The organism is Alkalibacillus salilacus (genome assembly GCF_030812915.1).
Taxonomy (GTDB): Bacteria; Bacillota; Bacilli; order Bacillales; family Alkalibacillaceae; genus Alkalibacillus; species Alkalibacillus salilacus.
Window position 1 is genome coordinate 1 of the sequence record NZ_JAUSTQ010000020.1, and the last position, 22,481, is coordinate 22,481.

At 38.5% G+C, this 22,481-nt stretch carries 25 protein-coding genes and 1 riboswitch; of the genes, 19 read left to right on the forward strand and 6 right to left on the reverse strand.

Features of this window, described 5'->3' with window-relative positions:
- Nucleotides 1–309 precede the first annotated feature (309 nt).
- A complete protein-coding gene (locus J2S77_RS13960) occupies nucleotides 310–1,116 on the reverse strand; it encodes a VLRF1 family aeRF1-type release factor (protein WP_306978356.1) in 807 nt (268 codons plus the stop codon).
- 238 nt (nucleotides 1,117–1,354) lie between these two features.
- Between J2S77_RS13960 and J2S77_RS13965 the strand changes: the two genes are divergently transcribed.
- The 7 genes from J2S77_RS13965 (at nucleotide 1,355) to J2S77_RS13995 (ending at nucleotide 6,365) form a co-directional block, all read left to right on the forward strand.
- The gene (locus J2S77_RS13965; protein WP_306978358.1) at nucleotides 1,355–1,729 is read left to right on the forward strand and encodes a hypothetical protein; all 375 of its coding nucleotides are present in this window, start codon (nucleotides 1,355–1,357) and stop codon (nucleotides 1,727–1,729) included.
- 110 nt (nucleotides 1,730–1,839) lie between these two features.
- Nucleotides 1,840–1,975, forward strand: a riboswitch (FMN riboswitch).
- A 39-nt stretch (nucleotides 1,976–2,014) separates the two neighbouring features.
- Nucleotides 2,015–3,118 carry a bifunctional diaminohydroxyphosphoribosylaminopyrimidine deaminase/5-amino-6-(5-phosphoribosylamino)uracil reductase RibD gene (ribD, locus tag J2S77_RS13970; protein WP_306978359.1) on the forward strand — a complete coding sequence of 368 codons (1,104 nt, stop codon included), beginning with the start codon at nucleotides 2,015–2,017 and terminating at the stop codon, nucleotides 3,116–3,118.
- A complete protein-coding gene (gene ribE, locus J2S77_RS13975) occupies nucleotides 3,118–3,771 on the forward strand; it encodes a riboflavin synthase (RefSeq protein WP_306978361.1) in 654 nt (217 codons plus the stop codon). Before ribD ends, ribE begins: the two co-directional genes overlap by 1 nt.
- Before the next feature lie 10 nt (nucleotides 3,772–3,781).
- A complete protein-coding gene (locus J2S77_RS13980) occupies nucleotides 3,782–4,969 on the forward strand; it encodes a bifunctional 3,4-dihydroxy-2-butanone-4-phosphate synthase/GTP cyclohydrolase II (protein ID WP_306978362.1) in 1,188 nt (395 codons plus the stop codon).
- A gap of 15 nt (nucleotides 4,970–4,984) precedes the next feature.
- On the forward strand, nucleotides 4,985–5,455 hold the full coding sequence (gene ribH / locus J2S77_RS13985) for a 6,7-dimethyl-8-ribityllumazine synthase (RefSeq protein WP_306978399.1): 471 nt from the start codon (nucleotides 4,985–4,987) through the stop codon (nucleotides 5,453–5,455).
- A 90-nt stretch (nucleotides 5,456–5,545) separates the two neighbouring features.
- Complete coding sequence (locus J2S77_RS13990; protein ID WP_306978364.1) at nucleotides 5,546–5,746, forward strand: hypothetical protein; 201 nt, start codon at nucleotides 5,546–5,548, stop codon at nucleotides 5,744–5,746.
- Between the two features lie 49 nt (nucleotides 5,747–5,795).
- A complete protein-coding gene (locus J2S77_RS13995; protein ID WP_306978366.1) occupies nucleotides 5,796–6,365 on the forward strand; it encodes a superoxide dismutase family protein in 570 nt (189 codons plus the stop codon).
- Nucleotides 6,366–6,414: 49 nt separating this feature from the next.
- On the opposite strand, the gene J2S77_RS14000 is transcribed toward J2S77_RS13995, so the two are convergent.
- Nucleotides 6,415–7,575 carry a MalY/PatB family protein gene (locus tag J2S77_RS14000; RefSeq protein WP_306978368.1) on the reverse strand — a complete coding sequence of 387 codons (1,161 nt, stop codon included), beginning with the start codon at nucleotides 7,573–7,575 and terminating at the stop codon, nucleotides 6,415–6,417.
- A 287-nt stretch (nucleotides 7,576–7,862) separates the two neighbouring features.
- On the opposite strand from J2S77_RS14000, the gene yugI reads away from it, so the two are divergent.
- From yugI to J2S77_RS14015, 3 genes are all read left to right on the forward strand, one after another.
- Nucleotides 7,863–8,243: a S1 domain-containing post-transcriptional regulator GSP13 gene (yugI, locus tag J2S77_RS14005; protein WP_306978369.1), complete on the forward strand. Its 381-nt coding sequence runs from the start codon at nucleotides 7,863–7,865 to the stop codon at nucleotides 8,241–8,243.
- A 126-nt stretch (nucleotides 8,244–8,369) separates the two neighbouring features.
- Nucleotides 8,370–9,533 carry an iron-containing alcohol dehydrogenase gene (locus tag J2S77_RS14010; RefSeq protein ID WP_306978370.1) on the forward strand — a complete coding sequence of 388 codons (1,164 nt, stop codon included), beginning with the start codon at nucleotides 8,370–8,372 and terminating at the stop codon, nucleotides 9,531–9,533.
- Between the two features lie 113 nt (nucleotides 9,534–9,646).
- A complete protein-coding gene (locus J2S77_RS14015; protein ID WP_306978372.1) occupies nucleotides 9,647–10,054 on the forward strand; it encodes a YugN family protein in 408 nt (135 codons plus the stop codon).
- Here the strand turns inward: J2S77_RS14015 and J2S77_RS14020 are convergent.
- Genes J2S77_RS14020 through J2S77_RS14035 form a run of 4 tightly spaced genes read right to left on the reverse strand, consistent with a single transcriptional unit; the run spans nucleotide 10,043 to nucleotide 12,852 of the window.
- The gene (locus J2S77_RS14020; RefSeq protein ID WP_306978374.1) at nucleotides 10,043–11,047 is read right to left on the reverse strand and encodes a potassium channel family protein; all 1,005 of its coding nucleotides are present in this window, start codon (nucleotides 11,045–11,047) and stop codon (nucleotides 10,043–10,045) included. The genes J2S77_RS14015 and J2S77_RS14020 overlap by 12 nt on opposite strands.
- A 52-nt stretch (nucleotides 11,048–11,099) precedes the next feature.
- Nucleotides 11,100–11,462 (reverse strand): TraR/DksA C4-type zinc finger protein, encoded by a 363-nt coding sequence (locus tag J2S77_RS14025; protein ID WP_306978376.1) that lies wholly within the window; start codon nucleotides 11,460–11,462, stop codon nucleotides 11,100–11,102.
- A 9-nt stretch (nucleotides 11,463–11,471) separates the two neighbouring features.
- Entirely contained in the window at nucleotides 11,472–11,861 is a 390-nt protein-coding gene (locus J2S77_RS14030; RefSeq protein WP_306978378.1) for a hotdog fold thioesterase, read from the reverse strand.
- A gap of 49 nt (nucleotides 11,862–11,910) precedes the next feature.
- On the reverse strand, nucleotides 11,911–12,852 hold the full coding sequence (locus J2S77_RS14035) for a 1,4-dihydroxy-2-naphthoate polyprenyltransferase (RefSeq protein WP_306978380.1): 942 nt from the start codon (nucleotides 12,850–12,852) through the stop codon (nucleotides 11,911–11,913).
- Nucleotides 12,853–13,021: 169 nt separating this feature from the next.
- Here J2S77_RS14035 and J2S77_RS14040 point away from each other — a divergent pair, with 169 nt between their 5' ends.
- The 9 genes from J2S77_RS14040 to ytkD all read left to right on the forward strand — a co-directional run bounded on the left by J2S77_RS14040 (nucleotide 13,022) and on the right by ytkD (nucleotide 22,150).
- A complete protein-coding gene (locus J2S77_RS14040; protein WP_306978382.1) occupies nucleotides 13,022–14,425 on the forward strand; it encodes an isochorismate synthase in 1,404 nt (467 codons plus the stop codon).
- Nucleotides 14,406–16,121 carry a 2-succinyl-5-enolpyruvyl-6-hydroxy-3-cyclohexene-1-carboxylic-acid synthase gene (menD, locus tag J2S77_RS14045; RefSeq protein ID WP_306978384.1) on the forward strand — a complete coding sequence of 572 codons (1,716 nt, stop codon included), beginning with the start codon at nucleotides 14,406–14,408 and terminating at the stop codon, nucleotides 16,119–16,121. Before J2S77_RS14040 ends, menD begins: the two co-directional genes overlap by 20 nt.
- A gap of 12 nt (nucleotides 16,122–16,133) precedes the next feature.
- A complete protein-coding gene (menH, locus tag J2S77_RS14050) occupies nucleotides 16,134–16,940 on the forward strand; it encodes a 2-succinyl-6-hydroxy-2,4-cyclohexadiene-1-carboxylate synthase (RefSeq protein ID WP_306978386.1) in 807 nt (268 codons plus the stop codon).
- A gap of 12 nt (nucleotides 16,941–16,952) precedes the next feature.
- Nucleotides 16,953–17,771: a 1,4-dihydroxy-2-naphthoyl-CoA synthase gene (gene menB / locus J2S77_RS14055; RefSeq protein ID WP_306978388.1), complete on the forward strand. Its 819-nt coding sequence runs from the start codon at nucleotides 16,953–16,955 to the stop codon at nucleotides 17,769–17,771.
- Between the two features lie 104 nt (nucleotides 17,772–17,875).
- Nucleotides 17,876–19,327: an o-succinylbenzoate--CoA ligase gene (locus J2S77_RS14060; RefSeq protein ID WP_306978390.1), complete on the forward strand. Its 1,452-nt coding sequence runs from the start codon at nucleotides 17,876–17,878 to the stop codon at nucleotides 19,325–19,327.
- Nucleotides 19,328–19,331: 4 nt separating this feature from the next.
- Nucleotides 19,332–20,450 carry an o-succinylbenzoate synthase gene (menC, locus tag J2S77_RS14065; protein ID WP_306978392.1) on the forward strand — a complete coding sequence of 373 codons (1,119 nt, stop codon included), beginning with the start codon at nucleotides 19,332–19,334 and terminating at the stop codon, nucleotides 20,448–20,450.
- A gap of 53 nt (nucleotides 20,451–20,503) precedes the next feature.
- On the forward strand, nucleotides 20,504–20,836 hold the full coding sequence (locus tag J2S77_RS14070; protein ID WP_306978394.1) for a hydrolase: 333 nt from the start codon (nucleotides 20,504–20,506) through the stop codon (nucleotides 20,834–20,836).
- Between the two features lie 249 nt (nucleotides 20,837–21,085).
- Nucleotides 21,086–21,649, forward strand: a complete 564-nt coding sequence (locus J2S77_RS14075; protein ID WP_306978395.1) for a hypothetical protein — start codon at nucleotides 21,086–21,088, stop codon at nucleotides 21,647–21,649.
- 27 nt (nucleotides 21,650–21,676) lie between these two features.
- Nucleotides 21,677–22,150, forward strand: a complete 474-nt coding sequence (gene ytkD, locus J2S77_RS14080) for an RNA deprotection pyrophosphohydrolase (protein WP_306978397.1) — start codon at nucleotides 21,677–21,679, stop codon at nucleotides 22,148–22,150.
- The last annotated feature ends 331 nt before the right edge of the window (nucleotides 22,151–22,481 follow it).

Below are 22,481 nucleotides of genomic sequence, written 5' to 3' on the forward strand. Positions count from 1 at the left end.
CCATCCCCACCTCATCGCGATAACACATAAATAATCAATGACAAGAGTTGAATTTCATTGCCATGTATTTTACACATAATTATGGACTTGACTGATTGGCGAGCGTTTTCCATCGAATTGTTATTGCTTATCATCGGCTTAATACTGAATACCATCGGGATTTAAGCAATATCATCGAGGTTGATTGATTTACCATCGCGATTTAGTAAATATCATCGAGTGAGGTGGATTTATCATCGAGTTTTAATTCAATTTAAAAAAGGTTCCAATCAAATATGAGAAAATGATTGAAACCTTTGGTGTGAAACTCTATTGACCCTTGACTTCGTTGAGAACGCTCATTTCGTCAGAATCGAGTAAGTTTTTATTGATTTCACCTGTAACAGATTTATTCATATTAGCTTCAAGTTCATCAACTTCATCACTATCGCCGACCATATAAATCTCAGCCCACTCATAGTCTTTAGCTAATTTATCGAGTTTCGGTGCAATGGATTTATACCAACGAGAGCGATTTTCTTCAAAGCGTTGATCGAGCTCATCTTTCTTCGATGACTTCGCACCACCAGAACCTAAGTTAGAATCTGCTTGGTGAGGTCCTTGGTGTTGTCTCCAATCTTCCGTATTCAAGTCTAATTCATAAAAAACAGTATCTTTAACTGTACCTAGCTCAGCATCGATGATTTTGATGTGATCTTTCTGAGTTAAAATAATTCCTGTTTTCGGGAATGTCTCATGTAATTGTTTTAATTGTCCAAGAACAGGTTCGTCTTCCCAATGGAATTCTGTTTCGACAGGCATTTGTAATGTATCAGCAAACCATACATCACCTTCACCTGTTGCGAAGATAATCACACTCTTCTTCAAGTTTAGACGGTTTTCTTCAATGAAATTCTCAACCTTATCTTTAACAGCCCAGAAATTACGCTTTTCTTCAGAGCTGTCATCTTGTAGATACGTTTCAAAATTGTTTAAACCATTCTTTAGATGTATTTTCCATTCGCCACCTTGTTGATCTTGGTCAGACGGGTCAGTATTTAAATACATTGAAAAAACACGATTTGGTGCTTCTGTTTGATAATGTTCTAGTTGATTGAGTACTTTCTTGATATCCATGTAATCACTCCTTTTTAACGTGTCTAGTTGTTCTTTTCCCAATAAGTTAAGCTCTTAAACAAGGATTTTTTAGTTGGTGTTTTATTTGCAATTAAATAAGGTTTCTTTGAGATATAATCGACTGTATTGAATTTTTATGGGGATATATGTAAATATCCACTCTTTAACTAAGTCGTTAGAAGTTACAAAATATGTTAGTATCAAATCACAAAATTATTTGTATAAGAGGGGAGAACTTATGGAAAAGAGGTATAGGAACTTAAAAATTTTGACCATCACTTTGGCTATTTGTTTAGCAATTATGATTGGATACTATATTTTTTATTTAACGCCGAAAAGCTCTTGGGATTTATACATGTCGATTAAGGGGTCGGATAATGTGACGGAAGTTGAGGAGTTGTCATCTGATAGTGTGAATATCCAATTACAGCAAGAAGACCTTAACTACATCCGAAATCATCCCGAAGTTAGGCTTATGCAATTAACGGCGATTGATTTTGGTGACAGATCATATATCATCACAACAGATCCTGGTCATGACAGAATGGAAATTACAAATATAGAAGAAATACCTTCTGAGGTTATGAATGAATTGAAAGAGCTATCGCCATAATGATCTTTTCTTCAAAACCAAGTAATAGCGTTCGAAAAGCGAATGTTGTATAATAATGGACAGAAAGTTGGTTAGAAATATAACCTATAATATTAAATTGAATAAATGGTTTTAAACTTCGGGGCAGGGTGTAATTCCCGACCGGCGGTGACGGCTGATGAAGCCTTAGTCCGCGACCCGCTTCATGCGGTGGAGCTAGTGAGAATCTAGGACCGACAGTTAAAGTCTGGATGGGAGAAGGATCAGATCGTTAATCCGGTTGTGTAAGGTAAAGGGGGTTAACGATTGAAAGACGAACAATTTTACATGCAACATGCACTTGAATTAGCACGGTTAACTATAGGCCAAACGCGACCGAATCCGTCTGTAGGTGCCGTCATTATTAAAGATGGTGTTGTGGTTGGAACAGGTACTCATTTAGTGCCAGGTCAACCACATGCTGAAGTCTATGCGCTTGAGCAAGCTGGTGAAAAGGCAAAAGGTGCGACCATGTTTGTTACACTCGAGCCGTGTTCACATTATGGCCAGACACCACCATGTGCGAAAGCGATCATTGATGCAGGGATTGAGAAGGTTTATGTCGCGACATTAGACCCGAATCCGAAAGTTGCAGGCAATGGTGTGAAGTGGTTACGTGATGAAGGAGTCGAGGTTGAAGTCGGCTTACTTGAACAAGAAGCGCAGCAGATTAATCAAAAATTCTTTCATTTTATGATATATAAGAAACCATTTGTGACGCTTAAAACGGCTGTTTCAATGGACGGTAAAACGTCTGCTAATAGTGGTGATAGCAAATGGATTACGAGTGAAGAAGCACGTCATGATGTCCACACTCAAAGACATCAACATGATGCCATATTAGTTGGCAGCCAAACCGTTTTACGAGATGATCCTCATTTAACTACCCGTTTGCCCCACGGTGGATTAAATCCAACACGTATCGTCCTCGATACACAGTTAGCCATTCCGTTAGATACTCATGTCTTAACTGATCAACAAGCGAATACAATTGTGGTTTGTGGTAAGCAAGCTGACGAAGATCAAGAAGCACAATTCAATGCTTTGAATTATGTCAGTGTGTGGCGTATGGATACAGACCAGATCGATTTAAAAGCGTTATTATCACGATTAGCCGACGCGAAATTAATGAGTGTCTATGTTGAAGGTGGTGCCACCATTCATTCCGAATTTATTCAACATCAATTATTTGATGAAATACATTTATATATGGCGCCGAAATTAATTGGTGGTGAGTTGAGCAAAGTATTTTATAATCAACTCGGTTTTGATTATGTCGCTGATGCCGTGAACGTGACTTTTCATAGCGTCGACATGATTGGACCAGATATTAAAGTTGTCGCCAAACCGCAACACGAGGAGGACGCTTAATGTTTACAGGGATTATTGAAGAAGTAGGGACAATTCAGTCAATTCAACAAGGGGCTGAATCACTAGAACTAACGATTAGAGTTAACAAAATTACTCAAGATGTACAACTGGGAGACAGCATTTCTGTGAATGGCGTTTGTTTAACCGTTACTAATTTTACAGAAACGTCTTTTAATACGGATGTGATGCCAGAGACCTTTCATCAGACAGCGTTAAAAGGTCTGAAACAAGGGTCGACTGTCAATCTTGAGCGAGCCATGCCAGCAAATGGCCGTTTTGGTGGTCATTTTGTATCAGGGCATGTCGATGGTGTCGGTCAAATTACGGGGCGCGAAACGCAAGACAATGCTGAGTATTTTTATATTAATGTGGGCGAAGATATAGCTAAGTATATGATGTTAAAAGGTTCCGTAAGTATTGATGGGACGTCTCTGACCATTTTTGGAATTGAAAATGGCATTTTAACCATTTCGCTTATTCCTCATACACAAGATGCAACGATACTGACATCAAAATCACCGGGAGATCTCGTGAATATTGAATGTGATATGTTAATGAAATACGTGTATCAATTAATGATGCCCAGTGAAAATAGTGGGAAACAGGGTGTGTCACTAGAAACTCTACGTGAAGCGGGTTTCTTAAATGAATAGGAGGGGAAGTATGTTTGATTCAATTCATGAAGCAATAGAGGATCTGAAACAGGGGAAGGTCGTAATTGTCGTCGATGATGAAAATCGGGAAAATGAAGGCGATTTTGTAGCGTTAGCAGAACATACGACACCAGAAGTCGTTAACTTCATGGTGAAGGAAGGTCGTGGTCTGCTTTGTACGCCAATCACACAAGATAAAGCCGATCAAATTCAACTCGAGTTAATGGCTGATGTCAATACTGATAGTCATGGCACAGCGTTTACGGTTAGTATTGATCATGTGGAAACAACGACAGGTATTAGTGCAGGGGAACGTTCGAAATCGATTATGCGTTTAGCTGATGATGATATTGTTCCGACTGAATTTAAACGACCAGGCCACATTTTTCCTTTGATCGCGAAAAATGGTGGTGTGTTACGACGCGCTGGACATACAGAGGCTGCGGTTGATTTAGCGACATTAGCTGGGGGCAAACCTGCAGGGGCTATATGTGAAATAATGAATGAAGACGGATCGATGGCTCGAGTACCTGAGTTAAGAGAGATAGCTGACGAACATGATTTAAAGCTCATTACAATTGAAGATTTAATTAAATATCGTCGCAAACATGAAAAGCTTGTAACCCGTGAAGTTGAGGTGTCGCTTCCAACATCATACGGTGATTTCAGAACAGTCGCTTATACGAATGATATCGATGGACGTGAACATGTCGCATTGGTTAAAGGGGATATTGACCCAACTGAACCCACGCTCGTTCGTGTACATAGTGAATGCTTAACAGGAGATGTGTTCGGGTCTAATCGATGTGATTGTGGACCGCAATTAGAGGCGGCATTAAATCAAATCGAAGAAGCGGGTAAAGGTGTTTTACTGTACATGCGTCAAGAAGGTCGTGGAATCGGCTTGCTTAATAAACTTAAAGCTTATAAACTTCAAGAAGAAGGTTATGATACCGTCGAAGCAAATGAAAAACTAGGCTATCCAGCTGATTTGCGTGATTATGGTATTGGTGCTCAAATTTTAGAAGACTTAGGTGTACGTAAAATGAAATTATTAACCAATAACCCACGTAAGATCAAAGGGCTTTACGGTTATGATTTAGAGGTTGTTGACCGTGTTCCATTATACATGACACCTAATAAAGATAACGAAAAGTATTTAGAAACGAAACGCGATAAACTAGGTCATTTATTTTAAATCGAGGAGGTTTTAATCATGAAAACATATGAAGGAAATTTAGTCGCTAGCAATTTAAAAATCGGTATTGTCGTTGGACGCTTTAACGGCTTTATTAATGAAAAATTATTAGATGGTGCATTAGATGGTTTGAAACGCCATGGTCTAACGGAAGATGATATTGAAGTCGCTTGGGTTCCAGGTGCTTACGAGATCCCGTTAGCAGCTAAAAAAATGATTGAGCATGGTAGTTATGATGCGGTCATTACTTTGGGTGCTGTCATACGTGGTGCAACCCCACATTTTGAATATGTGAGTGGTGAAGTGTCTAAAGGGGTTTCATCGGTCAGTATGGAAACAGGTGTGCCAGTGATCTTTGGCGTATTAACAACAGATACGATTGAACAAGCAATTGAGCGTGCTGGTACAAAAGCTGGTAACAACGGTTACGGCGCAGCAATGAGTGCGATTGAAATGGCTAATTTATTACAATCATTCAAAGCTTAGATTGTCATAAAGCTGAAACATTCCATTATACGCATTGTTTAATGATTTGTTATAATGAATAAAGACGAATTTAAAGTAGGTGTATGCGCTATGATGGAATTTCTTTATTTCCCTGAGGATAAAACAGCTTATATTCCAGCGCTTATAACATTAATCATATTTACAGCCTTTGCGTTTTTGTTTTTTCGCTGGATTATTAAAGTTTCGAATAAAGAACAGAGAACGACAGAAGAACGTTTTCCAGATCAAACAAGAGTCGATGATCCTAACGCATCACATAACGATTCTTGACGTTTAAATCCATTTTATTCTAACCATACTAAGTATGAGGTGGTTATGAATGAAGTGGATTTTTTTATGTTTAATGATATTTCTCACCGCATGTGGGGGGAGCCCTAGTGTTTATAAAGCTGACATCATCAATTCTAATTATGATGTGGTAGGAGAAACTACATTATCAGAAGATGCGAATGGAGTTAATGTAAAAGTAGAACTGGTGGGTCTTTCTCCAGGTTTTCACGGGATTCACATACATGAAAACCCAACATGTGAAGGTCCGACCTTTGAATCAGCAGGTGGACATTGGTCTAACAGTGAAGAGGCAGTGCATGGTTTAATGCAACCGGAAGATCACCATATAGGGGATATGCCGAATATGGAAGTGGAAGCGAGCGGAGAAGCTTCTTATGAATATGTTGTTGAAAAAGCAACCTTACAAGACGGATCGGGATCCTTATTTAACGAAAATGGCGGAAAAGCTTTAATCATTCATTCTGGCCAAGATGATGGCGTTTCCCAGCCCGCTGGTGATTCAGGCGACCGAGTTGCTTGTGCAGAAATCACAAAAGGCGAGAAAGACGAAGAAACGGATAATCCAGCTGAAGGCGTAGAGGAAGATCAAGAAGAATAGCCGAATTAAAATAAGCTGCCTCATATATTGAGGCAGCTTATTTAATCTTTTATCCAAACGTACTCACAAGCCGTTCAACAGCATCTTCAACCATTTCACGTGGACAAGCAATATTTATACGCATGAATTGATCACCGTGCTCTTTACTAAAGCTCTGGCCATCATTAAGGCCGACTTTAGCTTCGTGGTTTAATTTTCGTTTAATTTCTTCATGATTTAATCCAGTTTCAGAGAAATCGAGCCAGATTAAATACGTTCCTTCTGCTTTTACGGGTTTAACTTTCGTTGGTTTTAGTTGTTCTTGTAAATAAGCATAATTACCTTCTAAGTGTTTAATTAAGTCTTCTAACCAAGGTTCACCATGTTGATAGGCTGCTTCCATTGCTGTATATGCAATTGTGTTCAACATGACAGCTCCTTGTTTCATTAATTGTTGATCGAGTGTTTTCTTTGATTCTTCATCTGGACTAATCGTAAATGACGCTTGTAATCCAGCGATATTAAACGTCTTAGATGGTGCCATCATGGTAAAAGTTAGGGCACTAATATTTTCATTGAGGTCTGCAACAGGTAGGTGCTGATGACCTGAGAAAATAATATCGCTATGAATTTCATCAGAAAACAGATAAACATTATAAGAGACGCATAAATCAGCGAGTTGCTTGAGTTCACTCTCAGTCCAAACACGTCCAACAGGGTTGTGAGGACTACATAGTATAAATGCTTTTGCTCCTTGCTTAAATTGCTCTTCAAGCTGATCGAAATTCATTCGATATGTATTATTTTCATAAACGAGTGGATTTTCAACTATAGTACGATCGTGACTCTCAACTACAGAGAAAAATGGTGGATATACAGGTGGTTGAATGACGATTTGATCGCCTTCTTCTGTAAAAGCTTCAACTAATGCATGTAAGGCAGGAATAACACCTGGAGAGAACGAGATTAAGTCTGTATTTACATCATATTGATAACGTTTAGCTAACCAATTTTGGATGGTGGATAATAAGGCGTCATCATGTGTGGTATAACCATATATATTATGCTCTGCACGAGACATGATCGCATCTTGAATGGCTTGTGGAGCAGGAAGGTCCATATCAGCGACCCACATCGGCAACACATCATTACGTTCAAATAGTTTTTCTCGGAATTCGTATTTTACTGCACGTGTATTTTCTCGGTTAGTCTTCTCATTAAATTCTGTCATTCAAAATCCCTCCTCAATCACTATGTTACACCGAATTCTTGTTCAAAAGCAAAAAAAAGACAAAGCGATTAATCGCTTTGTCAAAGGGGGAATACGAGAAAGTATTACAGTACTAGTTATAACCGTTTTGAAAAATATTAAACATGGTTTTATAAAATTTTTTAATTTTTTTGTGGAAAATTGTTATTTATTCTGAATGAACAGCGCGAGGCAATTTTGAATGGGCGTTTGTGATTATGTTAAGATAAAAAGTGGAAGATATAGAAAAGCTTTAGGAGTTGTCGATCATGAATATACAAGAAGGAGATATCATTAAAGGTGAAGTGACAGGAATTCAACCTTATGGTGCCTTTGTAAAAATTGATGATGATAGACAAGGACTCGTTCATATTTCTGAGATTACACATGGTTATGTGAAAGATGTGCATGATTATGTGTCTGTAGGTGAAGTTATTAATGTCAAAGTTGTTGATGCGGAACCTTCAGAAGGGAAGTTTTCGCTTTCAATTCGTGCGACACAATCACGTCCAATTCATGCTAAGACAAGAGCGGAACAAATTCGTGACATGCAGCATAATCAAGACGAAAATGGGTTCAACATTTTAAAAGACAAGCTTAATGAATGGATTGAACAATCGAAGGATCGTGAACAAACCTATCGTCATTAGAGAAGTAAACCTCCAATTAGTTGGAGGTTTTTTTAATCGTGAGCATTTTAATAAAAGTATATCTTTTGCGTCTGATGGATTATTACGACATAATAAATAATTAGAGACATTGAAAGGAGTATTAATATGGAGAATTTTACATTTTACAATCCAACGAAATTAGTATTTGGTCGTGGCCAAACAGAGCAACTACCATCCTTAATCCCAGAAGGTGTTAAACGTATTCTTGTCACATATGGTGGCGGAAGTATTAAGCGTAATGGGATTTATACAAATGTTATGAAAAAGTTATCAGACAACGGTTATGAAACGTTTGAATTAAGTGGTATTGATCCAAACCCTCGTTTATCTACTGTTAACGAAGGTGCAGATTTATGTAAGCAAGAAGATATTGATTTCATCTTAGCAATTGGTGGCGGCAGTGTTATTGATTGTTCGAAGACAATTGCTTCAGCAGCTAAGTATGAAGGTGATGCTTGGGATCTCGTTACGAAACAAGCAACACCTGAAGACGCTTTACCACTAGGCACGATTCTTACTTTAGCAGCAACAGGTTCTGAAATGAACGCTGGTGCAGTTATTACAAACTGGGAAACAAATGAAAAATATGGTTGGGGCTCACCGTTATCATACCCATTATTCTCCATTTTAGACCCAGTTAATACGTATTCTGTACCGAAAAACCACACGGTATACGGCATAGTTGATATGATGAGCCATGTGTTAGAACAGTATTTCCATCAACCAACGAACGCACCTGTTCAAGATCGTATGGCTGAAGGGATCTTGAAATCGATTATTGAAACGGCTCCTAAATTAATCAATAATCTTGAGTCATATGAGTATCGTGAAACAATCATGTATGCAGGTACAATGGCATTCAATGGTATTTTACAAACAGGTTATAAAGGTGATTGGGCGACACATAATATTGAACACGCTGTATCAGCAGTTTATGATATTCCACATGCTGGTGGTTTATCGATTTTATTCCCTAACTGGATGAAGCATAATTTAACAGTGAATCCAGAACGCTTTAAACAATTAGCTGTTCGTGTGTTTGGTGTTGATCCAACAGGCAAATCTGATGAAGAAACAGCGTTACAAGGAATTGATCGTTTACGTCAGTTCTGGAGTTCCTTAGGTGGACCAACTCACTTAGCGGAATATGACATTGATGATAAGAATTTAGAATTAATGGTCGATCGTGCCATGAAACGAGGACCATTTGGTAACTTTAACACATTATACGATGATGACGTTCGTCAGATCTTACGTCATTCCCTATAAACCAAGAAAACGTCGGTCTTTTAAAGGCCGACGTTACTGTTTTTAATCCTCACTTATGAAAACGGATAATCCGGTCATACTACGAGTGATTAAAAATTGTTAGAGGTGATTATATGGAACAAATTCAGTCAGGTATCGAAAATCAAGCTTATCCTTTTGAAGACTTAGAAGCGATTTTAAACCGCTTTGCCTTTAGTGTTGGAGGCAATTGGGAATACGATCATGCTTACTTTGATCATAAATTAGAACAAACAGATGAGGAATACGCTTTTCTCAGAATTCCAGTCACCACAGAAATAGGAACCATCGGTGAAAAAGATGCACATGTACGTATTGGTTCACCATTTGTTTTAGTTCATCGATTTGAAGCAGGTACTGACCAACAAGGTATATCAGGTAACATCCAAGGAAGTTTTAATCAATTTCAGTCACCAGAAGAACCAGATGCCGATATTGATGAATCCTATATAGATCAAGCAGAAATCGTTATACAAGAAGTAGAGAAAGTATTACTCCAGTAATGTTTTCGTCATAATGACTTGATCATCTTCTTGAAGACGTTCATTTGGATCAGGATTAATTTTGATTTCATCATTACGGATATATCCTAAAAGTAATCGTCCATCTTGTTTAGTGATCTCAGATAGTTCAAGAATAGATTGATTAATCCATTCATCATAAACAGAATCGATGATGAATTGTTGTTGTGACAACAATGCCATCACGTAGTCAAACGCTTTGACATATTCATTTCCGGTTAATTCATGATAGAACAAAGTACTCGTTGTTTCATTTGAACAAATCACTTCTGTCGCACCTGCTCGTTCAGCATTCCGTTTTTGTTTTTCGGTTAATATTTCACCCAAAATAGGAATTTCGTAATTTAAGCCCCGAACCGTAAGAATGACAAGGATCGTGTGGACGTCAGCCTCTTTTTCAATTTTAGTTTGATCAGCGGTCACAATGACTTTATCTGCTTTCGAAAGATTAGCTTTTTCCCAAGTATCATCGATGGTCGGGTCATCGTGAATAAAATGAACATTGGTATGATTCACAGGATCTTCTTCTAAAGTTTCATCAATTAACACAAGGTCGGTTTGTTTCCCGTACTGTGTTTCAATTAGTTCAATCAGTCGACGCGTCCGCTCGTTCCAACCGACAATAATCATATGTTCTTCGCCATGAAACGCAACTTCCCCTTTTTTATAATCATCTTCTCGTTTAATTGCACCACTTGAAAGCGTCACCATATAGAACGTTAATAATCCACCTCCAGCTAAAATCAGTAAAATAGTGAGCAGTTGACCTAAGACTGTTTCGGGTACGAAATCTCCGTAACCAACAGTGGCTCCTGTAATAAAGGCAAACCATACGCCATCAAACCAGGTCGTAAACTCTTGTGGCTCTGCCCAGTACATAATTGTTCCAAATAAAAGCATGATGCACAAGACCGTTAATAATAGGCGTAAAAAGATAGGGATATGAAAATAAAAACGGACAAAACGGTATAACATGTTGTCACTTCCTTTCACACGTCATATCCATTTTATCCGTTTATGCTTCGTTTTATAATTCATCATGAGAATGTTTAATGGTATACCTAGCTGTTGGCATAGCTTGTAGTCTCTCTAAAGGGATGGGTTCACCCGTTTTTTCACAGATTCCATAAGTTCCATCATCCATCTTATTTAATGCGTGATCAATTTCTTCGAGTTGTTCTTTAGCATGCCGAAACATGGTCAGATCCTTTTGCCGTTCATACAATTCTGTACCGCTATCTCCAGGATGTTGATCGTCTAAAGAATTTAATTCACCTACAGATTCTTCGATCAAAGCAGGTAGATCTTCTGCTTCTTTTACCCGTTGTTCAAGTCGATTTTTTTCTTCCATAAGTTGGACCCGAAGTTCCTCCCACATTGGATTATACATAGACGCACCTCACTTGTTAGACCGTTCGACAACTCCAATCGTACAACGCGACGTGCAGATAAGCTGATCATGCTCATCTTTCATTTGAATGTCCCAAACCATCGTCATTCGACCAATGTGAATAGGGGTAGCGACGGCTGTTAAGACTCCATCACGTTTACTCTTAATGTGATTGGCATTAATTTCAAGTCCAAAGACATTGTAGCGCTCTGGGTCAACATTTAAGAAAGCTCCGTAACTAGCGGCCGACTCTGCGAGTGCAACTGAAGCTCCCCCGTGTAAATAGCCCATCGGTTGATGAACGGTTTCATTAATAGGCATCGTTAAAACGACGCGTTGTGGTTCTGCTTCTTGGATGTCGATTTGTAACGTTTCAAATAATGTATGACGAAGATCCATCGTCATCCTCCTTTATTACGATATCCGTTTTCAAATTGAACATACATGTTTATATTAACCAATTGGTGAGATGCTCTAAAATAAAACTAAGACCAAAGAGAATACCAAATATTGTGTTGGTTTGAGCTGTGAATTTCATTGCTGGCATCATTTCAAGTGGTGTATTGTTTTGTTTGAACGTTTGATAGGCTTTATAAGCTTTAATTCCACTTAACCAAGTTAATAATCCCCAAATAGGCATCATACCTAAACTAATAAAGATAACAGGTAAAGTGAGTGCTGTGAGGAAAAATAATGCCAAAACACGAATCGCTTTATGACGTCCAACTAAAATAGCAATTGTTTGACGTCCGTTTTCTTGATCGCCTTCTAAATCACGAATATTATTTGATAACATAATCGCTCCAATAAGAATGGCTGCAGGAATGGATAACCAGACAATTTCTGAGGTGACATTGCCTGTTTGAATAAAGTAACTAATTCCGATAATGACGGTTCCCATAAAGAATCCTGAAAATAATTCACCAAATGGTGTGTATGCGATTGGGTAAGGTCCACCCGTATATAAATAACCGAATAACATGGAAACAAGCCCAATCACAGCGATCCAAAACGTTGTTTCAAAACAGATATAAAATCCTAATAGAATGGCTATTCCATAAAAAATAAAGGCCAAATTCCTAACTTGTGAAGGTGGAATGCCATCTCTTACAATCGTGCCACCAATTCCGACTGATTCTTCTGTATCTAAGCCTTTAACGAAATCATAGTATTCATTAAACATATTCGTTGCAGCTTGGATTAACATAGAGGCAATTAACATGGCTAAAAACAATCCAATGTGAATGGATGTATCCATACTAGCTGCAGCTGTACCAATCCAAACAGGTACGAATGATGCAGTTAATGTGTGAGGGCGTAACATACGCCACCATATTTGAAAGCCAGATTTTTCCCCAAGTGCATCTTGAACAGATTGTTGTTGTGTCATGGTTTCTCCCTCTCTTTTTACAACATACTAAAATAAGTTTAGATAAACGATATGCATGTGTCAATTAGCTTGAATAGTGTAATTCTTGTCGTTTTCAAAAAAAAGTCATAGAATAGTCTGTAGGCATGTGTTTGTCATGCTGGTTGTAATACTATTGGAGGCAACGTTTATGATTAAAACAGATCGTGTTTCATTAGAAGCACAATTGAAACAAATAGAACATATTGAACAAACACCATACATCTCAATTGTACAAAAAATCAATCCTATTGATCCGCTCAATCTCTTTGCTCATTTTGCTCATTTAAAAGGTGAACGTTTCTATTGGTCAAATGCTGCAGGTGATTTGACATTTGTGGGCTTAGGGACCTTCAAAGAATTATATACCGATTCATCGGATGACCGATTTTTGGCAATACAGGATCAGTTGAATCAATTGAAAGAGAGCATTAATGTTCTACATGACTTTGACGTAGAAGGTGTAGGGCCTGTTTTCTTTGGTGGTTTTTCATTTTTTGATACACCACACCGAAAAGAATGGGAGTCATTCCCTGAAAATAATTTCGTCTTAGCTAAACAAATGCTGACAGTTAAACAAGGTGAATATTTCTTAACTCATCATATAGAAGTGTCGCCTAATGATTCAATTGAAGTGTTGTTGAATCAAATTGAACAAGAGACCGAAGCGATTTATGAGGCTGGTCTGTTTGTTCAAGAGACACGAAAACTTGAAGAAGTTCAGGATCAATTGAGCTTTGATCAATGGTCGTCGATGATTGCTCATGCGATTGAAGAAATTCAAACAACTAATCTTGAGAAGGTTGTATTAGCACGTGAAGTTGAAGCGGTATTTGATCGGACGATTCCAACAGAAGATTTATTATATGCGCTTACTAATCAGCAACAGCATAGTTATGTGTTTGTTATGGAACAAGGAGAAGAGGCATTTATCGGTGCTAGTCCTGAACGATTGGTTTCAGTAACAAACCAAGTCATGTATTCTGCTTGTTTAGCCGGAACGACGAGTCGTGGTGAGACAATGGATGTGGACGATTTATTAGCATGGCGACTATTAAATGACGAAAAGAACTTAGAAGAACATCGTTATGTAGTTAATATGATTCGTGAAGCTGTTCAGCCTATATGTACTCATTTAGATATACCAAATGAACCACAAATATATCCTTTAAAAAATATTCAACACTTATATACACCTGTACAAGGTCAATTAAAACCAGAAGTTACACTGTTTGATACGTTAAAAAAATTGCATCCAACACCAGCTTTAGGAGGCGAACCTCGTCAAGATGCGATGAACTTTATTAAGATGCATGAACCCATTGAGCGTGGCTGGTATGCGGCTCCAATTGGCTGGTTTGATCAATCTTTAAATGGTGAATTTGCGGTGGCCATTCGATCTGGATTGATAGCGGGCAACCGAATAAAACTGTTTGCAGGATGTGGTGTTGTCGCTGATTCTGATGCTAAAGCAGAATATGATGAGACTAACTTGAAGTTAACACCAATGCTGGATGCTTTAGGAGGTAACCGTGATGACGACTATGGGGAATAATACGTATTATGTCTCATATTTCATTGATGAATTATATCAAAGTGGATTAGACCATGTCGTGATTACACCTGGCTCACGGTCTACGCCGTTATCAATGGTTGTCGCGCATCACCCATCTATTCAAGATTGGATTCATTTTGATGAACGATCAGCGGCATTTTTTGCTTTAGGGATTGCTAAAGCAACACAAAAGCCTGTCGCGTTGGTTTGTACATCAGGAACGGCTGCTGCTAACTATTATCCAGCTATTGTTGAGGCCTATTATAGTCGCGTGCCATTAATTGTGTTAACAGCAGATCGACCGCAAGAATTAAGAGATAATGGTGCGCCCCAAGCGATTGATCAGGTCAAAATGTACGGTGATTATGTTAAGCATTTTCACGATATGGCAGTGGCTGATGCAACACCATCATTATTGCAATATTGTCGTAGACAAGCTAGTCGCGCTTTTGCGTTAGCCAATTCCAATCGTAAAGGACCCGTCCAATTTAATTTTCCGTTCCGGGATCCATTAACACCGGATTTAAGTTTAGATCATTTATGGGGTTCAGTTCAGACACCTTATGTTTCAGCAGTGGGTGGTCATGAAGAGCTGTTAGTTAATGAAGCTGAGTTAATTGCGTCTGAATTAGCAGGCAAACAAAAAGGTTTAATCATGTGTGGTGAACTAACAAGCGATGAAGAAGCTAGGGCTGTTTTAGAGCTAGCTCGTCAGTGGAATATTCCGGTATTGGCTGATCCATTAAGTCGGTTAAGGCAAATGGGAGGATTAGACGGTTTAATCATTTCAACTTATGACGCGTTACTAAAACAAGAAGCTTTTCAACAATCAGTTGAACCAGACTTTGTTGTTCGATTCGGACCCATGCCAGTCTCGAAAGCCTATTTCCAGTGGATGGCAAAAGTGGCTCCATCAACTCATATTGTGGTTGATCAACAGACAGGCTACCGTGAACATTCTAATATTAGGACAACAATGGTTTATAGCGATATCACAGCATTTGTACACCAGGCTAGTCAGTTCAAGATCGAACAAGATCCTGAATGGACCAAACAGTGGATCGAATTAGATCAACGCGTACAACAAACGTTAACGGAAATGGCAAATGAATCATTAACGGAAGGTTCAGTTGCTCATGTGTTAGCTGAATCTGTTGCTGATGGCGAAACAATTTTTGTGGGAAGTAGTATGCCAATTCGAGATATAGATACATTTTTCTTACCTAAGAATAAACAGGTAAAAGTTTTAGCTAATCGTGGTGCAAATGGTATTGATGGAGTCATTTCATCGGCTATGGGTGTAGCGGCTTCAGGTGAACACGTGACCTTACTCATTGGCGACCTTTCCTTATTACATGATTTCACGTCATTATTAATGGCTAAAAAGCAGCAATTAGCACTCCGTATTGTTGTTATTAATAATAACGGTGGCGGTATATTTAACTTTCTACCACAGTACCAACACGGGCACCATTTTGAAAAATTATTTGGGACGCCGTTTGATGCACCGATTGGCGATATGGTGTCATCATTAGACATTCCATATCAGTGTGTGGAAAGTAATGATGAATTTACTGAAAAGGTCAATAAACCAGTTGACCAATTAGAAGTGATCGAAGTTCAGACAGAGCGTGAGGACAACTTCATGTGGCATCAACAAATTAAATCCAATATTGAAAGCCTACTTGATACTTAAAGGATGAATGAAATGTTTATAGCAGTCGAGGAGCATCACTACCACGTGAATGTGATAGGAGAAGGGAAACCGCTCGTTTTATTACATGGTTTTACAGGAACTGTGGCCACATGGAATGAATTAATACCTTATCTAGAGGTTAATAGACAACTTGTGCTCATTGATTTACCTGGCCACGGACAGACAGACGCTGAGCATGTATCAAATATGTCGGATGTTTGTCATGATCTGAAATCTATCATACATCAATTGGGGCATGACAAAGTCGATTTACTTGGATATTCCATGGGTGGTCGTACAGCGTTATTGTTTGTTAGTTATTTCCCTGAAATGATTGATCAACTCATATTAGTCGGCGCTTCACCTGGCTTATCTGTTGATAAACGAGTGGAGAGAGAAGCGCAAGATCAGAAGTTAGCGAATATGATCGAGCTTGAAGGGATCGAAGCCTTTGTTAACTACTGGGAGAAAGTCCCTTTGTTTACTACGCAAAAACGTCTACCCTTAGCAAAGCAAAAACAAATTAGGCAAGGAAGGTTAGCACAATCGCCTGAAGGCCTAGCATTGTCTTTACTTACGATGGGAACAGGAAAACAAGAAAGCCTTTGGGGAAGTCTAGAACAACTGAAGACTGAGACGTTATTAGTTGTTGGTGAGGAGGATGAAAAGTTTGTTTCAATCAATGAACAGATGCATGAATCCCTACCAAATGCTCAATTTCGAAAAATTTCTCAAACAGGTCATGCTGTACATCTGGAAAGTCCCAAAATTTTTGGTAAAATAGTAAGTGAGTTTTTAATTAATTCAGATTCAATTTAAGGAGGTTACATAATGGCAGTTGCATGGACTAAAGAACGTGACTACGAAGAAATTAAGTATGAAACGTATAATGGTATTGCAAAGATTACAATCAACCGTCCAGAAAAGCGTAATGCTTTTACACCGTTAACGGTACAAGAACTAATCGATGCTTTTGCTCGGGCACGCGATAATTCAAATATTGGGGTTATTGTATTAGCTGGTGAAGGTGAAAAAGCCTTCTGTGCAGGTGGCGACCAGTCTGTACGTGGCCATGGTGGCTATGTGGGAACAGACGAAATTCCACGTTTAAATGTACTAGACTTACAACGTTTAATTCGGACTATTCCGAAACCTGTTGTGGCGATGGTATCGGGGTATGCGATTGGTGGCGGACATGTATTACACGTTGTCTGTGACTTAACGATTGCTGCAGACAATGCTGTATTTGGACAAACTGGTCCGAAAGTTGGTAGCTTCGACGCTGGATATGGTGCAGGTTTATTGGCTCGTATCGTTGGTCATAAGAAAGCTCGTGAAATTTGGTATTTATGCCGTCAATACGGTGCTGAAGAAGCGCGCGAAATGGGCCTTGTTAACACGGTTGTACCTGTAGACAAACTAGAAGAAGAAACGATTCAGTGGTGTAACGAAATGCTAGAAAAATCACCAACAGCCCTTCGTTTCTTAAAGGCGTCCTTTAATGCAGACACAGATGGTTTAGCTGGTCTACAACAAATGGGCGGCGACGCAACACTACTATACTACACAACAGAAGAAGCCAAAGAAGGTCGTGACGCATTCAAAGAGAAGCGTAAACCTGACTTCGATCAGTTCCCACGTTTCCCTTAAGTCGCTAAATGAAGTCAAACAAGTTGGTTGGTATCAAATGAATAATCGTTTGATATCAACCTTCTTTCTTTAGTTTATACATAATTAAGAAAGGGACATGCTCTATGACTACAATGATCAACTGGTTAGAAAAACGAGCTGATTTATCACCAAATACGGATGCGGTGAAGTTATCAGATGGGACAACCTATTCCTTTTCAGAACTTTATCATCACGCCAGATCAATGGCCTTACAATTAAAACAAGAAGGCATTAAATCAGGTGACCATGTCAGCGTCATTTCACCGAATCATTATCGATTCCTTGTGACCATTCATGCCTTAAATCTTATCGGTGCTGTCAGTTTTCTCATGAATATTCGCCTGTCATCAGCAGAAATTGCGTTTCAATTACAAGATGGTGATGTATCAGCTGTTATTTTAGATCAACGCTATGAAAACTTAGTTGGGGACGACTTGAACGTGATTGACATACATAGCGGAAATCTTGATCAGCCACTTGAGCAAAAAAGTCATAGCATGGACTTAGATGATCTATCACATGTGATTTATACGTCTGGAACAACGGGACAACCAAAAGGTGTGGAACTAACATATGGAAATCATTGGTGGAACGCAAATGGATCAGCACTTAATTTAGGATTGTATGCTCATGATCGCTGGTTATTAAGTTTACCAATGTTCCATGTCGGTGGTTTATCCATCGTTTATCGCAGTGTGATTTATGGGATTCCACTTCATTTACACGAGTCATTTGATGTTGAAGCGATTCATGACGATATCATGAACCAGGGTGTAACGATTATGTCTGTCGTATCAGTCATGTTAGATCAATTGCTTGAACGGTTAGGAAACGACTATTATCCTGAACAATTCCGTTGCATGTTATTAGGTGGTGGTCCTGCACCTAAACCGCTATTAACTCGAGCTAGGGATAAACATGTTCCTGTGTACCAAACATACGGGATGACAGAAACAGCCTCACAATTTTGTACCCTAGATGATCAAAATGCCTTCGACAAACTAGGGGCAGCAGGCAAGCCATTATTTCCGAATCAACTGGATATTGTACAAGATGATGAGTCATTACCAGCTCAACAAGTGGGCGAAATTGTCGTTCACGGGCCGAGCGTCACAAAAGGGTATTATAAACGACCTGATGAAACCGCAGATAAACTCCAGAACGGATGGCTTAAAACCGGTGATTTGGGCTATTTTGATAAAGATGGTTTTCTCTATGTCGTGGACAGACGAAAAGATTTAATTATCTCAGGTGGAGAGAATGTTTATCCAGCTGAAATTGAAAGTGTGCTAAAAGGTCATCCGCATATCGCCGATGCTGGTGTCGTTGGTCAGAAGAATGAGCGCTGGGGAGAGGTGCCTGTAGCCTTTATCGTTGAACGTGAACCTGTCGATGAACAGGAGTTAACGACTTATTGTCAAAACCATTTAGCAAATTATAAAGTCCCTAAAACTTGGTACAAAACAGATGAATTACCGAGAAATGCAGCTAAGAAGTTATTAAGACACCAATTACAAGCACGTTTAGAGGAGTGATCATATGAATATAGAAGAAGTTACCGTTAGACAGGTTGCGATGAAATTGAAGCAACCCTTTCAGACGGCTAACGGTCTAGTTGTCACGCGTGATACGTTAATCATTGAAGTATATGATCACAACGGTCATGTAGGATATGGAGAATGCGTTGCTTTTGCTGATCCATTTTATACACCCGAAACGACGACAACAGCATGGGATATGTTTAAACATTTTATCTTACCTGTTATTCAAAAAGCGCAGATAGATCACCCGAATCAAGTTCATCGTACTTTAAGCGGTATTCAGGGTCATCAAATGGCCAAAGCTGGTATTGAAACAGCTATATGGGATTTATATGCTAAACAACACAACAAACCCCTTAAAGAAATAATCGGAGGTACTTACAACCATGTCGAAAGCGGTGTTGTCCTGTCATTAACTGATGATTTAACATCACAAGTGAAAACTTACATGAAAAAAGGATATAAACGGTATAAGTTAAAGCTTCAAAAAGGGCAGGAACGTGAGACCGTTGAACAAGCGAAAGAATTTTTAGGTGATTGGCCAATCATGTTTGATGGCAACGGTATTTATGAACCAGAAGATATGCTTCATTTGACGAAACTTGATGACCTTAATTTACATATGATCGAGCAACCATTTCGGCAAGATGACTTCTATTATCATCATCAATTAAAAAAGGAAATGAACACACGTATTAGTTTGGATGAATCCGTTACCTCAGAACATGATGCTTTTCAAGCAATTGAACTAGATGCAGCTGACACCATCAATGTTAAGTTAGGACGAGTTGGTGGGTATGAAGTAGCTAAGATGATTCATGAGTATGCTAAGGTTGCTAGTATGCCTCTGTGGTGTGGTGGTATGTTAGAAACAGGAATTGGTAGAGCGCATAATGTCATTTTGGCTTCACTTGAACAATTCAAATTACCAGGTGATTTATCAGAATCAGAACGTTACTGGGAACATGATATTATTAAGGAACCATTTAAAGTCAAAGATGGGCTAGTTGAAGTGCCATCGAAACCAGGTATAGGTGTCCAAGTCGATCAAAAAAGGTTGGAGAAATTAACGGTCAGACAGTTCGATTTCGATATGAAAACGACCCAACAATTATAGTTTGAATGTATAATTTTGATCCACCGACTAACATTAAGAGATGAGGTGGTTTGATGGATCGTCGAAAATTTTATGTCAGTATTGAATCTGGTGAAATTTCAGAAGCGAAGGCAGGTAATAATGATGATTTTGTCATTTATGGAAACCCAGATGAAATCATCTCGCTGCGTGAGTGTTTTGATGAACTGAAGGGTGCGGAAGATGCAACTGCGTTTCGAGCGACGTTACCTTTTAAAGAATATCATCGTGATGAAGAGAATGATGCTTATGATTATTACATGATGAAAGGTTATAAAATGCTTTATAACCTGGGGGACCATGAAACGAAACAGCATATCGAATCGATGTCTTTTTTTGATCAATTTGATCGAATTGAAGATGAATAATTTAAAAGTGAAACGAAAATAGAAAACAAATCGTCTAATGAAGTAAGTTCGCATATAACATGTGGACTTACTTTTTTGATTTTGATTAGACTTAGACCTAGGTTGGTGGATGATTCTGGATATTATCAGAGCTAAATGGCGTGAATGAAAATCTTTTGTGACTTTTATGTTTCATTCTGTCATTAAACAGGAAAACAAATCATAAAGATAATATGAGCGTATGCAGCAAAAAGAAAGGTGGATGACGAAATGAAACGTTCATTCGTAGGACTAGCAGTTGTAAGCATAGGATTACTCGTACTTATCCCTTTTTCATATACACAACTTAATGCAGCACCCAGTCAATATCAAAGTTCAGAACAATCGAATATGAACTTTGAAGATCGTGAACGTAGCGAAGTTAACTTAGCAAACAAAGAAAATCCACAATTGAGCGAAGGTGAAGTTGTTCAGGCAACGAAAAGCTTTATGGATCAATTGCTTCAAGATACCAATAGTCAACATGAAGTGGAGAATTATGATTCCATGAAAGCTTATAAAGATAGTTTCAGTGATTTAGCAGAAACGAAAGTGGTCGACAAATTTGTGGACCGATATTACGAAGAACGCGATGGTAATCTTTATATCATCCCAACCGAAACACCACCATGGTTCCAAGTTGGTGAAGATTTTGAACAAGAAACCACAGAAGATGGTAACATTCTTATTACACAAACAAATCAAACAGAACTTGATGGGGAATATACAATTAAGTTTGAACTTCAATTGAAGGATAACGGTCAACCGTATATAATGGATATACAGTACGAATAAGAAAAAGAGATAAAGGACCGTGTTCCAGTGGAAGTTTTTAAGGATTATTATAATAATACCGTAAAATTCGTTAAAGGTCAGATGCCGTTTTCAAATAGTGCTAAACATGTTTGGGTGATTGCCCGTTATCAAAATAAATGGTTATTAACGCAACATCGTGATCGTGGAATAGAGTTTCCTGGTGGCAAAGTTGAACCAGGTGAAACAGCTGAAGACGCAGCTAAACGCGAAGTTTATGAAGAAACAGGTGGCGTTATTTCAACATTGACTTTTATTGGCCAATACTACGTTGATGGTAAAGGTGGCGATATTGTAAAAAACGTATATTTCGCTGATGTTCAGTCATTAGATGAGCGAAAGCATTATTTTGAAACGGAAGGCCCTGTATTATTAGACGAATTACCGAAGAACGTAAAAAAGAATAGGCATTATAGTTTTATGATGAAAGATCAAGTGTTGAAAATTTCATTAGAAGAAGTCAATAGACGCTTTCGATCATAAACGAGGTGGAATTGTTCGCGTTAAACAATTCCACCTTTTTTATGTGATTTATATTAGGAAGATTCATTTAAGCTGGTGAGTTTATTGAAGTCGATGGTAAATCGTTTCACTCGATGGTATTTCTCCAAAACTCGATGGAAACCTGACGACAGTCGATGGTATTTATGAAAACTCGCTGGTAATCACAAGAAACTCGCTTGTAATAACCCTGAACTCGATGGAAAAGGCGTTTGGCATGGATAGAGTCCATATAATTGTGTAAAAAGGGTCATTTTCCTCTCCACATGGTACAATGTTTTCAACCACAAAAACGATTACCAGGAGGAGAGTA

What these genes read in the sequence shown, in the direction of transcription:
- J2S77_RS13960 (WP_306978356.1), bottom strand. Translation starts at nt 1,116, where the DNA reads ATGGATATCAAGAAAGTACTCAATCAACTAGAACATTATCAAACAGAA.
- J2S77_RS13965 (WP_306978358.1), top strand. Translation starts at nt 1,355, where the DNA reads ATGGAAAAGAGGTATAGGAACTTAAAAATTTTGACCATCACTTTGGCT.
- ribE (WP_306978361.1), top strand. Translation starts at nt 3,118, where the DNA reads ATGTTTACAGGGATTATTGAAGAAGTAGGGACAATTCAGTCAATTCAA.
- J2S77_RS13980 (WP_306978362.1), top strand. Translation starts at nt 3,782, where the DNA reads ATGTTTGATTCAATTCATGAAGCAATAGAGGATCTGAAACAGGGGAAG.
- J2S77_RS13990 (WP_306978364.1), top strand. Translation starts at nt 5,546, where the DNA reads ATGATGGAATTTCTTTATTTCCCTGAGGATAAAACAGCTTATATTCCA.
- J2S77_RS13995 (WP_306978366.1), top strand. Translation starts at nt 5,796, where the DNA reads ATGAAGTGGATTTTTTTATGTTTAATGATATTTCTCACCGCATGTGGG.
- J2S77_RS14000 (WP_306978368.1), bottom strand. Translation starts at nt 7,575, where the DNA reads ATGACAGAATTTAATGAGAAGACTAACCGAGAAAATACACGTGCAGTA.
- yugI (WP_306978369.1), top strand. Translation starts at nt 7,863, where the DNA reads ATGAATATACAAGAAGGAGATATCATTAAAGGTGAAGTGACAGGAATT.
- J2S77_RS14010 (WP_306978370.1), top strand. Translation starts at nt 8,370, where the DNA reads ATGGAGAATTTTACATTTTACAATCCAACGAAATTAGTATTTGGTCGT.
- J2S77_RS14015 (WP_306978372.1), top strand. Translation starts at nt 9,647, where the DNA reads ATGGAACAAATTCAGTCAGGTATCGAAAATCAAGCTTATCCTTTTGAA.
- J2S77_RS14020 (WP_306978374.1), bottom strand. Translation starts at nt 11,047, where the DNA reads ATGTTATACCGTTTTGTCCGTTTTTATTTTCATATCCCTATCTTTTTA.
- J2S77_RS14025 (WP_306978376.1), bottom strand. Translation starts at nt 11,462, where the DNA reads ATGTATAATCCAATGTGGGAGGAACTTCGGGTCCAACTTATGGAAGAA.
- J2S77_RS14030 (WP_306978378.1), bottom strand. Translation starts at nt 11,861, where the DNA reads ATGGATCTTCGTCATACATTATTTGAAACGTTACAAATCGACATCCAA.
- J2S77_RS14035 (WP_306978380.1), bottom strand. Translation starts at nt 12,852, where the DNA reads ATGACACAACAACAATCTGTTCAAGATGCACTTGGGGAAAAATCTGGC.
- J2S77_RS14040 (WP_306978382.1), top strand. Translation starts at nt 13,022, where the DNA reads ATGATTAAAACAGATCGTGTTTCATTAGAAGCACAATTGAAACAAATA.
- menD (WP_306978384.1), top strand. Translation starts at nt 14,406, where the DNA reads ATGACGACTATGGGGAATAATACGTATTATGTCTCATATTTCATTGAT.
- menH (WP_306978386.1), top strand. Translation starts at nt 16,134, where the DNA reads ATGTTTATAGCAGTCGAGGAGCATCACTACCACGTGAATGTGATAGGA.
- menB (WP_306978388.1), top strand. Translation starts at nt 16,953, where the DNA reads ATGGCAGTTGCATGGACTAAAGAACGTGACTACGAAGAAATTAAGTAT.
- J2S77_RS14060 (WP_306978390.1), top strand. Translation starts at nt 17,876, where the DNA reads ATGACTACAATGATCAACTGGTTAGAAAAACGAGCTGATTTATCACCA.
- menC (WP_306978392.1), top strand. Translation starts at nt 19,332, where the DNA reads ATGAATATAGAAGAAGTTACCGTTAGACAGGTTGCGATGAAATTGAAG.
- J2S77_RS14070 (WP_306978394.1), top strand. Translation starts at nt 20,504, where the DNA reads ATGGATCGTCGAAAATTTTATGTCAGTATTGAATCTGGTGAAATTTCA.
- J2S77_RS14075 (WP_306978395.1), top strand. Translation starts at nt 21,086, where the DNA reads ATGAAACGTTCATTCGTAGGACTAGCAGTTGTAAGCATAGGATTACTC.